Annotated in this window: 14 protein-coding genes; 5 read left to right on the forward strand and 9 right to left on the reverse strand. The window is 60.5% G+C overall.

Features of this window, described 5'->3' with window-relative positions; translation table 11 throughout:
* The first annotated feature begins 173 nt into the window (after positions 1-173).
* From H618_RS0117605 to H618_RS0117615, 3 genes are all read left to right on the forward strand, one after another.
* Positions 174-578, forward strand: a complete 405-nt coding sequence (locus H618_RS0117605) for a TraR/DksA family transcriptional regulator (protein WP_028696316.1) — start codon at positions 174-176, stop codon at positions 576-578.
* 599 nt (positions 579-1,177) lie between these two features.
* Positions 1,178-1,648, forward strand: coding sequence for a hypothetical protein (locus H618_RS0117610; RefSeq protein WP_028696317.1), 471 nt, complete (start codon positions 1,178-1,180; stop codon positions 1,646-1,648).
* Entirely contained in the window at positions 1,645-1,863 is a 219-nt protein-coding gene (locus H618_RS0117615) for a hypothetical protein (protein ID WP_028696318.1), read from the forward strand. The genes H618_RS0117610 and H618_RS0117615 overlap by 4 nt, the downstream gene beginning before the upstream one ends.
* On the opposite strand, the gene H618_RS0117620 is transcribed toward H618_RS0117615, so the two are convergent.
* From H618_RS0117620 to H618_RS0117650, 7 genes are all read right to left on the reverse strand, one after another.
* Positions 1,860-2,216: a Na+/H+ antiporter subunit G gene (locus tag H618_RS0117620; protein ID WP_028696319.1), complete on the reverse strand. Its 357-nt coding sequence runs from the start codon at positions 2,214-2,216 to the stop codon at positions 1,860-1,862. The genes H618_RS0117615 and H618_RS0117620 overlap by 4 nt on opposite strands.
* Positions 2,213-2,491, reverse strand: coding sequence for a K+/H+ antiporter subunit F (locus tag H618_RS0117625; RefSeq protein WP_028696320.1), 279 nt, complete (start codon positions 2,489-2,491; stop codon positions 2,213-2,215). The genes H618_RS0117620 and H618_RS0117625 overlap by 4 nt, the downstream gene beginning before the upstream one ends.
* Positions 2,488-2,976 carry a Na+/H+ antiporter subunit E gene (locus tag H618_RS0117630; protein ID WP_028696321.1) on the reverse strand — a complete coding sequence of 163 codons (489 nt, stop codon included), beginning with the start codon at positions 2,974-2,976 and terminating at the stop codon, positions 2,488-2,490. Before H618_RS0117630 ends, H618_RS0117625 begins: the two co-directional genes overlap by 4 nt.
* Positions 2,973-4,652 (reverse strand): monovalent cation/H+ antiporter subunit D, encoded by a 1,680-nt coding sequence (locus tag H618_RS0117635; RefSeq protein WP_028696322.1) that lies wholly within the window; start codon positions 4,650-4,652, stop codon positions 2,973-2,975. The genes H618_RS0117630 and H618_RS0117635 overlap by 4 nt, the downstream gene beginning before the upstream one ends.
* The gene (locus H618_RS0117640) at positions 4,649-4,993 is read right to left on the reverse strand and encodes a Na+/H+ antiporter subunit C (RefSeq protein ID WP_028696323.1); all 345 of its coding nucleotides are present in this window, start codon (positions 4,991-4,993) and stop codon (positions 4,649-4,651) included. The genes H618_RS0117635 and H618_RS0117640 overlap by 4 nt, the downstream gene beginning before the upstream one ends.
* Positions 4,993-7,908, reverse strand: a complete 2,916-nt coding sequence (locus tag H618_RS0117645) for a monovalent cation/H+ antiporter subunit A (RefSeq protein ID WP_028696324.1) — start codon at positions 7,906-7,908, stop codon at positions 4,993-4,995. Before H618_RS0117645 ends, H618_RS0117640 begins: the two co-directional genes overlap by 1 nt.
* 155 nt (positions 7,909-8,063) lie before the next feature.
* Positions 8,064-9,008, reverse strand: a complete 945-nt coding sequence (locus H618_RS0117650) for a DMT family transporter (protein WP_028696325.1) — start codon at positions 9,006-9,008, stop codon at positions 8,064-8,066.
* An 83-nt stretch (positions 9,009-9,091) separates the two neighbouring features.
* Here H618_RS0117650 and H618_RS0117655 point away from each other — a divergent pair, with 83 nt between their 5' ends.
* A complete protein-coding gene (locus H618_RS0117655; protein ID WP_028696326.1) occupies positions 9,092-9,655 on the forward strand; it encodes a helix-turn-helix domain-containing protein in 564 nt (187 codons plus the stop codon).
* 171 nt (positions 9,656-9,826) lie between these two features.
* Complete coding sequence (locus H618_RS0117660) at positions 9,827-11,635, forward strand: aminopeptidase P family protein (RefSeq protein ID WP_028696327.1); 1,809 nt, start codon at positions 9,827-9,829, stop codon at positions 11,633-11,635.
* 37 nt (positions 11,636-11,672) lie between these two features.
* Here the strand turns inward: H618_RS0117660 and H618_RS0117665 are convergent, their stop codons facing one another.
* Complete coding sequence (locus H618_RS0117665) at positions 11,673-11,954, reverse strand: hypothetical protein (protein ID WP_028696328.1); 282 nt, start codon at positions 11,952-11,954, stop codon at positions 11,673-11,675.
* Positions 11,955-12,131: 177 nt separating this feature from the next.
* Entirely contained in the window at positions 12,132-13,019 is an 888-nt protein-coding gene (gene rhtA / locus H618_RS0117670; protein WP_028696329.1) for a threonine/homoserine exporter RhtA, read from the reverse strand.
* Positions 13,020-13,472 lie beyond the last annotated feature (453 nt).

Here is a 13,472-nt window from a genome sequence, read left to right on the forward strand (position 1 = left end):
CTGCGGAAATCGGCCAATTGGCGTTCATTTAGGTTGCCCACCGCGACGTGGCACCTTAGACTGCCGCCCCCTGTAAAAGAGTGCCTGATTGGCGCTTGAAGAATTCCGTTGCCGGTGCCCGTCGCCCGCGACATCCGAATCGCCCAAATGCACCTTTTTTCATAGAGAAGTCGATGACCAAGGAACAGTTACTGGCCATGTCGGCCGATGACTACATGAATGCCGATCAGCTCGCATTCTTCACGTCGCTGCTGCAAGCGATGAAAGTTGAGACCCACGAGCGCATCCAACTCAGCCGCGACACCATCGAGAGCCTCGATACCCCCTCCGACCCTGCCGACGTCGCATCGGTCGAGGAAGAGCGGCACTGGCTGGTCAACGCCATCGAGCGCGATCAGCGCCTGCTGCCGCAGCTGGAAATGGCCTTGGGCCGAATTGGCGATGAAAGCTTCGGCTGGTGTGATGACAGCGGCGAGCCTATCGGCCTGCAGCGCCTGCTGATCAGCCCGACCACCAAGTACTGCATCGAAGCACAGGAGCGCCACGAACAGCTTGATCGCCACCTGCGTCAAGTCTGAAGCGCGTTTCAGTACAAAAGCCCCGCAGATGCGATCTGCGGGGGCTTTTGTCGTTTACATGCCTGCCGTTCGTGCAGGGGCTTGTGGCTGTTCAGCGTTCCAGCGAGCGCGCTAACAGGCAGGCATCGAGATGTCGACGGCGGAAGCCTCTGACCCGTCCAGTGGCCTGTTCGGTGATGTGGAAGAACTCGATACCGGCAGGAACTACCACGAATCGCGGTAGGGCTTTTTCATTTTGGCAGTAAGAAAAGTGTCGAAACTCTCGACGACTTTCGCTGTTTTCGTGCATATTCGTTCCCCTGCAACGGATGAATGAATGCCCCGGGCGGTTCCAGCCTGAAGCGGGGCACATCTATCGCATCTTTCCTGACCAACGTGTTGTCAGACATTGCGCTTCTTCCCAATAGAAAATGCCAAGCGCCTATTTGAGGAAGAAGCCTGCGTGAGGATGTAATCATTCTTGCGAAGTGCGTCGTCGACTTCGACAGACGCTATAGACAGGGATCAGTAGTCTTCCACTTCATTTTGAAGTTCGGCCGCTTGGCGAGTGCATTGGCGCACCGTCAGGAGTGGTTGTAACCGTCTCGAGGATTCCTTCATTGGCAGTCAGTAGTTTGGATACCCATGCGCTGTTTGTTCTGGGCGATGTACGGGCCAGGATGGTCAGGTTGTTTCAGGGACGCTTCGTGTATGTGACAGAGCAAAACCCTGAGGGCCTGTACATGGCCGAAATCGATCTGCAAAGTGCGCTCGTGGTAGACGACAAACAGCACCTGGAGCTCAAGGTCGGTGATCATTTCCGCGCCGCCGTATTGCCCAGCCGCGAAGGCGGCAAACTGGAAGTGCGCTTCCGTGACCTCAAGTTCACCATCTACGACATTGGCGACTATGCGTTCGTCTCGACTGCAGAAGGCGACGGCGTGGTGCTGCGTGAAGGCCATACGGTGATGCTGATATTCGCGGCCCAGCAGCAGATTACCGAGGGCATGGGCAAGCAGCTCAAGGCAGTGACCGGCAAGGTCGCCAAATGGCGCAAGGGTGAGCTGACCACCTTCAAGGCCAGCGAATGAGCGACCCTGCAGGCGGCCCTTCAGGGCGCGCTGCGTTTCACCTCGAGCACCAGCGCCAGGCGACTGCGCTGGCTGAGCGATGGTGGGCACGCCGGAGCGACTTGCAGGGGGGCTGGTTGAACTGGGTAGCGGGTCAGTTGTACCAACTGACCCCTGCGGCCTATGCGGCCATGGTCCGACGTGAGCTGCAACGTCTGGCTGAGCGCCAGGATTAATTGCCGCCGTCGCGGCCACTGACCTCTTCCGGCACATCTTCCCCGGCAGCCCGTTTGCGAAACAGCGCCGCCCGGGCCAGCAGCAGGGTGGTGACCGGAACGGTGATCGACAGCAGAATCGGAATCAGCCAGGCGTGCAGCACAGGGCTTTGCTTGAGCCCGGAGAAATACAGGATCGAGGCCAGCGCCACGCACCAGGCGCCGAGGGTGGAGGCCAGCGCAGGCGGGTGCATGCGCTGGAAGTAATCCTTCAGACGCACCAGCCCCAGCGCGCCCAGCATGGCGAAGAGGCTGCCGGCCAGAAGCAGGCCGGCGGTGGTCAGTTCCAGCCAGAAGGGTAGGGTCTGGGTCATTCGATCACCTCGCCGCGCAAGAGGAATTTGGCCAGGGCAAACGACCCGACGAAGCCGAACAAGGCAATCAGCAGAGCGCCTTCGAAATAGGTGTCACTGGCGTAGCGGATGCCCAGCACCAGCATCATCAACATGCCCAGAATGTACAGGTAGTCGAGCGCAAGCACCCGATCCTGCGCTGAGGGTCCGCGGAACAGCCGCACCAGCGCCAGGGCCATCGCGATGATGAGGATGAACAGACTGGCGAGTACGGCGTTGGCAAGCAGCCCGGTCATTCGAAAATCTCCATCAGTGGACGCTCATAGACCCGTTTGAAGTGCTCGATGAAGGCGTCCTGGTCGTCCAGATCGAAGACATGCAGCAGCAGAGTGCTGCGGTCCAGCGCCAGTTCCGACCAGACGGTGCCTGGCACCACAGTGGTGATCATCGAAAGCGCCGCCAGCCCATGGGCGTCACGCAGGTCGAGCGGAATGTGCACGAAGGCAGAGTGCGGAGGGCGAATGCCGCAGCGCAGCACGCCGATGGCCACCTGCAGGTTGGAGCGCAGCACATCCAGACCAACCCGGCAAACCAGTTTGATCACCACCCAAGGCCGCCGCACATGGGCATGTTGCGGACGCAGCGGCGCCATCAGCAAGGGCGCGAAGATCGCCAGGATGGCTGCCAGCAGGATGTTGCCGGCACTCACTGACAAGTTGAGCAGCAACCATAAGACGAACAGCGCCAGCGACAGCAGCGGGGCGGGGAACACTCGGCTCATGGCTGCACCTCGGCATTCTGTGTGGTCGGGCCTGGCAGCGGACGGCTGGACAGCACGGCATTGATGTAGCGCTCAGGCGTTTGCAGGCTCGCCGCCGTGTCCTGGGTATAGCGCAGCAGCGGCTCTGCCTTGACGCTGAGGATCAGGCACAGCCCCAGCAGAATGACGATGGGCAGGCATTCGTAGCGACGCAGCACCGGTGAAGGGCGCTCTTCCGGTTTCCAAAAGCGCTGAATACCCACTCGCCCGAACGCGATCAGCGACGCCATGCCGGAAAGAATCAGCAGCGTGGCCAGCGTCCAGCCGGCAGGCGACAGCGGTTGCTCAGGTTCGACACCCAGGCCCAGCGGGTTGAACAGGGCGCTGATCAGGCCGAGCTTGCCGATGAAGCCGGAAAGCGGCGGCATACCGATGATCAACAGCGCGCAGGCAATGAAGCTCAGGCCAAGGAAGGCCATGGTCCAGGGGATGATCTGACCGACCACGACCTTTTGCTGATCGTCCAAGTTGATGCCTTTGGGCGGATGCAGTGATTCCAGTGGTGAAGGAAGTGCGTCTTCCTCTTCGTACAGAGGCTGTTCATTGGCGGAGCGCGAGCGCTCGATGAGTTCGGCGAGCAGGAACAGTGCGCTGAGCGCCAGGGTCGAGCTGACCAGATAGAACAGCGCGCTGCCAGTGAGAATCGGCTGGCCGAAACCGATGGCCGCCAGCAGGGTGCCGGCCGAGACCAGAATGCTCAGCGCAGCCATGCGCTCGAGACGTTGCGCGGCGAGGATCGACACGGCAGCCACGGCCAGTGTCGCCAGCCCCCCGTAGATCAGCCACTGCCCACCGAAGTGCGCCGATGCGCCGGCCTGACCCGAGAACAGCAGGGTCCACAGACGCAGTGTCGCGTAGAAGCCCACTTTGGTCATGATGGCGAACAGCGCTGCTACCGGCGCGCTGGCCGAGGCATAGGCTGGGACCAGCCAGAAGTTCAGCGGCCAGATGCCCGCCTTGGCCAGGAACGCCATGGCCAGAATGGCCGCACCCGCATGCAGCAGGCCACGGTCGGCCTCCGGCACCAGCGGAATCTTCAGTGCCAGATCGGCCATGTTCAGTGTGCCCGTAACGCCATAGAGCATGGCCGCACCGATCAGAAACAGCGACGAGGCGAACAGGTTGATGGCGATGTAGTGCAGGCCCGCCCGCACCCGGGCACGCCCCGAACCATGCAGCAACAGGCCGTAGGACGCGGCCAACAGCACCTCGAAGAATACGAACAGATTGAACAGGTCGGCGGTCAGGAAGGCACCGTACAAGCCCATCAATTGCACCTGGAACAGGGCATGGAAGCTGGCGCCAGCATTGGCCCAGCGCGCCCGCGCGAACAGCAGTGCGCTGACCCCGATCACCCCGGTCAGGGTCAACATCAGCGCTGACAAGTGATCCAGTACCAGCACGATACCGAAGGGCGCCGGCCAGTTGCCGGGAAGATAGACGCCGATGGACTCGGCAGCGCCCTGGTTTCTCACCCACAGCAGCAGCGTGACGGCGATGCCCAGGCCCAGGGTGCTGGAGAGCAGGTTGAGGCGCGCCTTGAGCTGGCGGTGTTTCTCGCCGAGCATCAGCATCAGCGCCGCAGTCAGCAGCGGCAACAGAATCGGCAGGACGATCATCTGGTTCATGGCGCTCATTCGTCACGCTCCCGGCCATCGACATGGTCGGTGCCGGTCAGGCCGCGTGAAGCCAGCATGACCACCAGAAACAACGCGGTCATGGCGAAACTGATGACAATGGCGGTGAGTACCAGGGCCTGCGGCAGCGGGTCGGTGTAGTTGAGCAAGTCTTGTGGAACGCCATCCTTGATGATCGGCTCCTTGCCGATGAACAGGCTGCCCATGCTGAAGATGAACAGGTTGACGCCGTACGACAGCAGGCACAAACCCATGATCACCTGGTAGGTGCGGGGGCGCAGAATCAACCACACCCCCGATGCGGCAAGCACGCCGATAGCAACTGCAATCACTTCTTCCATCAGGCGGCTCCTGCTTGGCTGGTTTTGGCGGGGCCGCCGGGGCGATAGGCGCGCACCGACTGGTGGGCCAGTGCGGTAAGAATCAGCAGGGTCGACCCCACCACCACACTGAATACGCCGACGTCGAACAACAGGGCACTGGCCACATGCATATCGCCCAGCACCGGCAAGTGCAGGTGCGCCGTATGGGTGGTCAGGAACGGGTAGCCCATGACCATCGCACCCACCCCGGTGAGGGTGGCGAACAGCAAGCCGGTACCCATCCAGCGCAAGGGACGCAGGCTCATCTGCGCTTCGACCCACTGCGTGCCAGCCACCATGTACTGCAGGATGAACGCCACCGACATCACCAGGCCGGCGACGAAACCACCGCCTGGCTGATTGTGACCGCGCATGAACAGGTACATGGACACCAGCAGTGCCATCGGCAGCAACAGACGAACCAGCGCCGCCGGCACCATCATGAAGCCCAGCGCCGTATCGGCAGCGTGGCGCGGGTTGACCAGGTCGGTGATGACATCCGGCGCCAGCCTGCGCTGCTGCGAAGGCGGCTGCATGCTCTCCTTGGGCGGGCGGAAACGACGCAACAGGGCGAATACGGTCAGCGCCACGGCCACCAGCACGGTGATTTCCCCAAGCGTATCGAAGCCGCGGAAGTCCACCAGCATCACGTTGACCACATTGGTGCCGCCGCCTTCAGGCAGTGCACGGCTGAGATAGAACGAGGAAATCACGTTCGGCGTCGGCCGCGTGAGCATGGCGTACGACAGCACCGCCATGCCGCCGCCGACCAGAATGGCCAGCACCAGGTCGCGCAAGCGGCGCATGCGCGCCTTGTCCAGGCTGCCGGGCAGCGGCGAAACCCCTTCCAGGCGTCGAGGCAACCAGCGCAGGCCGAGCAGAATCAGCACCGTGGTGACCACCTCGACCACCAGTTGGGTCAGGGCAAGATCCGGTGCAGAGAACCAGACGAAGGTTATGCAGGTCATCAGTCCGCAGACACTGACCATGATCAGGGCTGCCAAGCGGTGATACTTGGCCTGCCAGGCGGCGCCAATGGCGCAGGCAATGGCGATCAGCCACAACGCGACGAACACGCCGGAGCCAGGAATTTTCGGTCGCTCACCCCAGCTCAGGCCGCTGTAGAGCATGGGCGCCAGGCCTGCGAGGAAGGCGGCTACCACCAGCATGAACAACTGCGTCTGCAAACGTCGGCTGGTCATCAGTTCTTCGGTACGCCGTGCCAGCAGCATCAGGCGCACCTGGCCGTGCTCGAACATGCGCTTGCCGTCGAGACGTCCGATCAAAGGTGGGCAGGGGAAGCGGCCACGTCGCAATTGCTTGCGTAATAGTAGGTACAGCACTACGCCGCCCGACATCGCCACCAGACTCATGACCATGGGTGCGTTCCAGCCGTGCCAGATAGCCAGGCTGTATTCGGGCAATGTACCGCCGACAACCGGCAGCGCAGCGGCGGCGAGCAAAGGGCCGACCGATTGCGCTGGGAATATGCCCACTACCAGGCAGGTGAGCACCAGCAGTTCCACCGGCGCGCGCATCCAGCGCGGCGGCTCGTGTGGCGTATGTGGCAGATCCTGGGCGGGCGGCCCGAAGAACACGTCGACCGTGAAGCGAAGGGCGTAGGCCACACTGAACGTGCCGGCCAGTGTGGCGATCACTGGCAGGGCAATTTCGACCCAGGCACTGGAGGTGATGAACACCGTTTCAGCGAAGAACATTTCCTTGGAGAGGAAACCGTTCATCAACGGCACACCGGCCATCGAGGCACTGGCGACCATCGCCAGCGTGGCGGTGTAGGGCACCAGGCGAATCAGGCCGCTTAGGCGCCGTATGTCACGGGTGCCGCTTTCATGGTCGATGATCCCAGCCGCCATGAACAGCGACGCCTTGAAGGTGGCGTGATTGAGAATGTGGAAAACCGCGGCGACCGCCGCCAGCGGGCTGTTAAGACCCAAAAGCAAGGTGATCAGACCCAGGTGACTGATGGTCGAATAGGCCAAGAGTCCTTTCAGATCGTTCTGGAACATCGCGGCGAAGGCGCCCAGCAGCAGGGTGCACGCGCCTGCACCGCCGACGATCCAGAACCACTCTTCACTGCCTGACAGCACAGGCCACAGCCGCGCCAGCAGAAACACCCCAGCCTTGACCATCGTCGCCGAGTGCAGATAAGCCGACACCGGTGTCGGCGCCGCCATGGCATGGGGCAGCCAGAAATGAAACGGGAATTGCGCGCTCTTGCTCAACGCGCCGATCAGAATCAGTGGCAGCAGCACCGGATAAAGCGCGTGCTGGCGAATCACATCGCCCGCTGCGAGCACATCGCCAAGGTCATAACTGCCGACCACATGACCCAGCAGCAGAGCACCGATCAGCAGACACAAGCCCCCGGCGCCGGTCACCATCAGTGCCATGTACGCACCGCGCCGAGCATCGCCACGGTGGTGCCAGTAGCCGATAAGCAGGAAAGAGAACAGGCTGGTCAGTTCCCAGAAGAACACCAGCTGAATGAGGTTGCCGGAGATCACCACGCCAAGCATGGCGCCCATGAAGGCCAGGAAGAAGGCGAAGAATCGCGGCACCGGGTCTTGCGGCGACATGTAGTAGCGCGCGTACAGCGATACCAGGGTACCGATGCCCAGCACCAGGAGGCTGAACAGCCAGGCGAAGCCATCCATGCGCAAGACCAGGTTCAGGCCCAGGCTCGGCAGCCACAGAAACTCCTCCCGAATGACGCCACCATCGGCGATCTGCGGATACATGAGCGCCACCTGGACGGTACCGACCAAGGCAACGAGCCCCGCAAGAATGGACTCGGCGTTGCGCGCGTTGTGCGGCAGGACAGCCGCCAGGCAACTGCCCATGAAGGGCAGAAGCAATAGCACTATCAAAGACATAGCGTTCCAATCGGCAGGAGTTTGCAGGGGATAATACGTGCCGGATTGTTGAGAACCAACACGTAAGCTGTCGCAGAATCCTACAAAACAGCGGCAACCCAATGATTTTTTATGACATTTCTTTACGTAGAGGCAGCGCTGCGGTGGGATCGTTGCTACGTTTTGTCACCATCGAGCTGACCGGGTTCAATGCATTTGGCCGCTGTGTCGCGTCGGCTGAATTTCAGTTCGCTGACGATCACCGCCAGTACGATCAGTAGTGCTCCAATCAAGGCAACCCCCGGCAGACGCTCACCAGCGAGGCGACCGACGATACCCGCCCATACCGGCTCTCCCGCGTAGATCAGCGTAGCGCGTGTCGGTGATACCGAGCGCTGTGCCCAGTTCATCGCCACCTGAATGATCGCGCTCATGGCCCCCAGGCCCAGGGCGCTGGCCACCAGCAGCGTCGACCACTGGGGCACCGACTCCTGGGTTGGCAGCATCATCAGAAAGGACAGTAGCGAGGCAGTGGCCAGTTGCACCACCGTCACGCGGCGTACGTCGACGCGTCCGGCGTAGCGGCTGATCAGAATGATCTCGGCAGCGATCGCGACCGCGCTGATCAGCGTCACCACTTCGCCCTCATTGAGCTTGAGCATGCCGCCCTCAGGGCCCGCCAGCAGCATCAGCCCAACGAACGCCAGTGCGATCCCCAGGCTGGGCATGAGGCCGGGACGGCGTCCCAGCACGAACCATTGCAGAAGCGGTACGAATGGCACGTACAGCGCGGTGATGAACGCCGACTGACTGCTGCTGATCGTCTGCAGCCCCATGGTCTGCAGACCGTAACCGAGCATGATGGTGACACCGATCAATATGCCCGCCTTGAGCTCTGTCATCGTCAGTCGCGGCAAACTGCGCATGCACAGCAGACTGACGAACAGCGCCGCAGCGGCGAACCTCAGGCCTACGAAGAACATGGGTCCACTGGCCTTCATGACGTTGTGCACCAGCAGAAACGTTCCGCCCCACAGCATGGTAATGAACAGCAGCACGCACTCCGCTTTGCTGACCCTGAGCGTCACGTTGAGGCGGCTGGAGTTGGTATTGCCAATCATGGTGTTGCACGCTCGAAATGGGCGGCGCACACTCGCCGCGAGATGCGCAGTATACTGCGCACTATCAGTTGATGGGTGATTCGATGCACACACATTCCGAGCGACCAGGCTCCGTGCTCCAGCACGTCAGCCAGAATATCCGCCAACTGCGTGTCGACTCAGGATTCAGCCAATCGGCCTTGTCCGAGCGCTCGGGGGTCAGTCGGCGCATGCTGGTCGCGATCGAAGCCGGTGAAAAGAACGTCAGCCTCGCCACGCTGGATTTGATCGCGGCGGCCCTCGCTGTGCCTTTCAGCAGACTGGTGCAGGCGCCCGACCAGCGAGATCTGAGCCGTATCAATGAGCTGGCGTGGGCCGGCCGATCGGCTGGCAGCAAGGCGCTGCTGCTGGGTGCCAGCCAGGCCACGCGGGAAGTCGAACTGTGGGAGTGGCGACTGGAACCGGGTGAATGTTATTTCAGCGAGGCGGATGCCGAGGGTTGGAGCGAGCAGATCTATGTCGCCGAAGGGTGCCTGACCTTGGTCATCGAGGACGTCGAGCGGCGTGTGCATGCTGGAGAGTTTCACGTCTTCGCCAGCAACTGCCGCTACAGCTATCGAAACGATGAGTCATCGCTGGTGCGGTTCGTGCGCAATGTGGTGATCTGAGATGCAGGTCAGCGGGTGTGCCTTCCTTTTACAAGGTGATGTGCTTTTGTAGGAAAAGACGCTAAGTGTTGTTGAATCTGCCTTATTAGCGCTTGGCCACCCGCTACTGGAAATCCTCGAGCTCAGCGCTGCTAGAGTAGGGCGCTTGATCAAATCGCAGTCGGAGTGTGCATGAACAATCAGTCGCCTGTTTTGTCAACGGTGCCTCAGCGTCTCCAGCGGATGCGTAGCGTCATGCAGCGGGAAAAGATCGACGCGCTGCTGGTGCCTTCCGCCGACCCTCATCTCTCTGAGTATCTGCCTGGACACTGGCAGGCTCGTCAGTGGTTATCAGGTTTTCAGGGGTCTGTCGGGACGCTGGTGGTGACAGCGGATTATGCCGGTCTCTGGGTCGACAGCCGCTATTGGGAGCAGGCTGCCACGGAACTCGATGGCAGCGGCATTCAGTTGGTCAAGGCCGGACCTGATCAGCCGGATGCGACGCAGTGGCTGGTCGAGCACACGCCGCAAGGCGGGGTGGTGGGTGTCGATGGCGAGGTATTGGCGCTGACCACCGCCCAGTGGCTCGAGCCACAGTTGCACAAGCGCGATGTCACGTTGTCGACCCAAGCTGACCTCTTTACCGAGGTTTGGTCCGACCGGCCCGCTCTGCCCGCAGCCCCTGTGTATGAGCATCCAGAGTCCTATGTGAGCCTCAAGCGCAATCAGAAGCTCGGACAATTGCGTGAGAGCCTGGGTGACATGAACAGCGACGCGCATCTGATCGCTGCACTCGACGATATCGCCTGGCTACTGAATCTGCGCGGTAGTGACATTGCCTATAATCCGCTGTTCCTGGCCTTCTTGTTGATTGAGCAGCACACCGCGACATTGTTCGTCGATAGAAGCAAGATTGCTGAGCCCCTGCGCCGCTCGCTGGAAGCCGATGGCGTGGAGTTGCGCGACTACGCAAGTGTTTCTCAAGGGCTCGGGCAGCTCCCGACAGGCACTCGCCTGTTGATCGACCCACGTCGTGTCACCATCGGACTGATCGACCACCTGCCCAGCGGGGTGGTGCAGGTCAAGGGCGTCAGCCCTATAGAACTAAGCAAGGCCTGCAAGCCTGAGCAGGACATCAAGCATGTGCGTCACTTCATGGAGCAGGATGGCGCTGCGCTGTGTGAGTTCTTTGCCTGGCTCGAATCACATCAGGGCAAATGCACGATCACTGAACTGACCATCGACGAGCAGATCACTGCCGCCCGGGCAAGGCGTGAGGGATTCGTATCGCCGAGCTTCGCAACCATCGCGGCGTTCAATAGTAATGGCGCGATGCCTCACTATCGCGCTACGCAAGAGTCTCATGCGGTCATCGAAGGCGATGGCTTGTTGTTGGTGGATTCCGGTGGCCAATACCTGGGCGGCACGACTGATATCACCCGAATGGTGGCCATCGGCACGCCGGGCATCGAGCAGAAGCAAGACTGCACGCGAGTATTGAAGGGCTTGATCGCATTGTCACGGGCGCGCTTTCCCAGAGGTATTCGCGCGCCGATGCTCGATGCGATCGCACGGGCGCCGTTATGGTCGGAAATGGTCGACTACGGTCACGGTACCGGACACGGGGTAGGTTACTTTCTCAATGTTCATGAGGGTCCGCAGAGTATCGCTTTTCGGGCGAATGCCAGCGAGCAGACCGTGATGCGCCCCGGGATGATCACCTCGATCGAGCCCGGCACCTACCGCCCTGGAAGATGGGGCGTGAGAATCGAGAACCTGGTCGCGACGCGAAACGTAGGTGCGGGCGACTTTGGAACATTCCTTGATTTCGAAACGTTGACCCTGTGCCCGATCGATATCCGCTGCCTGATGATCGACATGCTCGATGCTCGGGAAAAGGCCTGGCTGAACGAGTACCACCGAAGGGTATTCGAGCGTCTCGCTCCGCTGCTCGAGCGCGACGCGCTGGTTTGGCTTGAACGAAACACGCAGCAAATCTAGAGGCGGGCGGGGCAGCGTGTCGCTGCCCCGTCACCGATCACTTGCAGATCACGATCATGCTGCGGCTGGTATAGCCGGCGGGATTGATGCCGAAGAGATAATCACCCGGTTCGCCGTCGGCTTCTCCCGAGCGCGCCACGACTCTATACCCTTTGCTGCTGCAAGCGCTTTGCGCCCTGTCGTAGCACCTGTCCCAGGAAGAAGAAAGGCCAGAACAGTTGATATGCAGTCCCTTCTTGCCCCTTTTCACTTCGGTTTTTGCAGTGGCGGCACACCCAGCTAGCGCCAGGATGGCCAGGATGAGTATAAGACGTTTCATTCCTGTCCTTAATACTGACCGCACATCGGCCCAGGTTATCGTGATTACAGCACGCATGTCCGAGCTGCAACTTAGGCCGCGGTCCTTACAGCCTGAGGTGGTTAAAGTCGCAGACAGCTTAAGACAGGCTCATGACTGAAACAAAGGATTTTGTTTCAGAAGTAAACGATTCTCATCTTAGTCCGCTGCGATGGGGGCCGGCACCTGGCGCCTCATCGTCAAAGTGGCACCCACCGATGCGGTGATGATCGCCAGGATTGCCAGCCATTGGATGTTGGTCAACATCTCGCTCAAAAAAATCAATCCGGATAGCGCTGCAATGACAGGCTCCATGCTCATGAGCGTCCCGAATGTGCGCGCAGGCAAACGCGTCAGTGCGATCATCTCGAGGCTGTAGGGCAGGGCGGTGGAGAGAATGGCAATACCTAGAGCCACCGGAATCAGTACCGGGTTCAGCAGCGCGCTGCCGGCATGAACGATTCCGACGGGTGCGATGAACAGCGCGGCAATGACCACGCCCAGGGCAGCACTCTGTACCCCATGCTCTGCTCCGGCTTTCTGCCCATACAATATATAGAGTGCCCAGCAGGCGCCGGCACCCAGTGCGTAACAAGCCCCCACAGGATCGACTGCAGCCGTTGAGTTGCCCAATGGCACCAGCAGCAGTAGCCCGATGATCGCCAGCGCGATCCAGACGAAGTCCAGGGCGCGGCGTGATCCAAGCAAGGCAACCGCCAGGGGGCCGGTGAACTCCAGCGCTACCGCGATGCCGAGCGGAACCGTTCGTACTGACATATAGAACATCAGGTTCATGCCGCCCAGTGCCATCCCATAGATGATGATGCTGCGCAGGGCGGCGCGGTCCAGTCGCGCTCGCCAGGGCCTCAATAAAGCCACCATTATCACGCTGGCGAAGATCAGTCGAAGCGCGGTGGTGCCTTGGGCGCCCACCAGCGGAAACAGACTTTTTGCCAGTGAAGCGCCTGACTGAATCGAGATCATCGCTATCAATAGCAAACCTACCGGGAACAGCGTGCCGGTCAGGTTGCGAGTGTTGGTATTCATCGCAGGTGGGCGGTCCATGGGAAATGAGTGCGCATTATAGTGCGCAATGTTCAGGCGGCGCTCAAGGGGGCCCGACTATTGATAGCAAGACGCGCTATGCATAAGCATGATTTGAAATAAGTGCTTGACCGCCCTCGGAATCTCTTTATACTGCGCACCACTTCCGGGGCAAACGGAACGGAAAACTCCTTGAGTTTCAACGAGTTAGCTGTTCAGGTGGTGCTGAAAGTGCTTCGATCTGCTGATCGATAGCGGTGAAAAAGGTGGTTGACAGCGTTGTTTAACGCTGTATGATTCGCCTCCCGCTACGAGCGATCGCAGCGAGCCAAGTGTTTGAAGTTGAACGAGATTCTCGCAAAATACTTCGAAATAAACGCTTGACAGACTTAGAGGAAAGCGTAGAATGCGCGCCTCGGTTGAGACGAAAGGCTCAACCAAACGCTCTTTAACAAA

This window comes from Pseudomonas cremoricolorata DSM 17059 = NBRC 16634 (assembly GCF_000425745.1).
GTDB classification, from domain to species: domain Bacteria; phylum Pseudomonadota; class Gammaproteobacteria; order Pseudomonadales; family Pseudomonadaceae; genus Aquipseudomonas; species Aquipseudomonas cremoricolorata.

Bases quoted from the DNA above. Each gene is read 5' to 3' on its own strand.
- H618_RS0117605 (WP_028696316.1), top strand. From the start codon at position 174: ATGACCAAGGAACAGTTACTGGCCATGTCGGCCGATGACTACATGAAT.
- H618_RS0117615 (WP_028696318.1), top strand. From the start codon at position 1,645: ATGAGCGACCCTGCAGGCGGCCCTTCAGGGCGCGCTGCGTTTCACCTC.
- H618_RS0117620 (WP_028696319.1), bottom strand. From the start codon at position 2,216: ATGACCCAGACCCTACCCTTCTGGCTGGAACTGACCACCGCCGGCCTG.
- H618_RS0117625 (WP_028696320.1), bottom strand. From the start codon at position 2,491: ATGACCGGGCTGCTTGCCAACGCCGTACTCGCCAGTCTGTTCATCCTC.
- H618_RS0117630 (WP_028696321.1), bottom strand. From the start codon at position 2,976: ATGAGCCGAGTGTTCCCCGCCCCGCTGCTGTCGCTGGCGCTGTTCGTC.
- H618_RS0117635 (WP_028696322.1), bottom strand. From the start codon at position 4,652: ATGAGCGCCATGAACCAGATGATCGTCCTGCCGATTCTGTTGCCGCTG.
- H618_RS0117640 (WP_028696323.1), bottom strand. From the start codon at position 4,993: ATGGAAGAAGTGATTGCAGTTGCTATCGGCGTGCTTGCCGCATCGGGG.
- H618_RS0117645 (WP_028696324.1), bottom strand. From the start codon at position 7,908: ATGTCTTTGATAGTGCTATTGCTTCTGCCCTTCATGGGCAGTTGCCTG.
- H618_RS0117650 (WP_028696325.1), bottom strand. From the start codon at position 9,008: ATGATTGGCAATACCAACTCCAGCCGCCTCAACGTGACGCTCAGGGTC.
- H618_RS0117655 (WP_028696326.1), top strand. From the start codon at position 9,092: ATGCACACACATTCCGAGCGACCAGGCTCCGTGCTCCAGCACGTCAGC.
- H618_RS0117660 (WP_028696327.1), top strand. From the start codon at position 9,827: ATGAACAATCAGTCGCCTGTTTTGTCAACGGTGCCTCAGCGTCTCCAG.
- H618_RS0117665 (WP_028696328.1), bottom strand. From the start codon at position 11,954: ATGAAACGTCTTATACTCATCCTGGCCATCCTGGCGCTAGCTGGGTGT.
- rhtA (WP_028696329.1), bottom strand. From the start codon at position 13,019: ATGAATACCAACACTCGCAACCTGACCGGCACGCTGTTCCCGGTAGGT.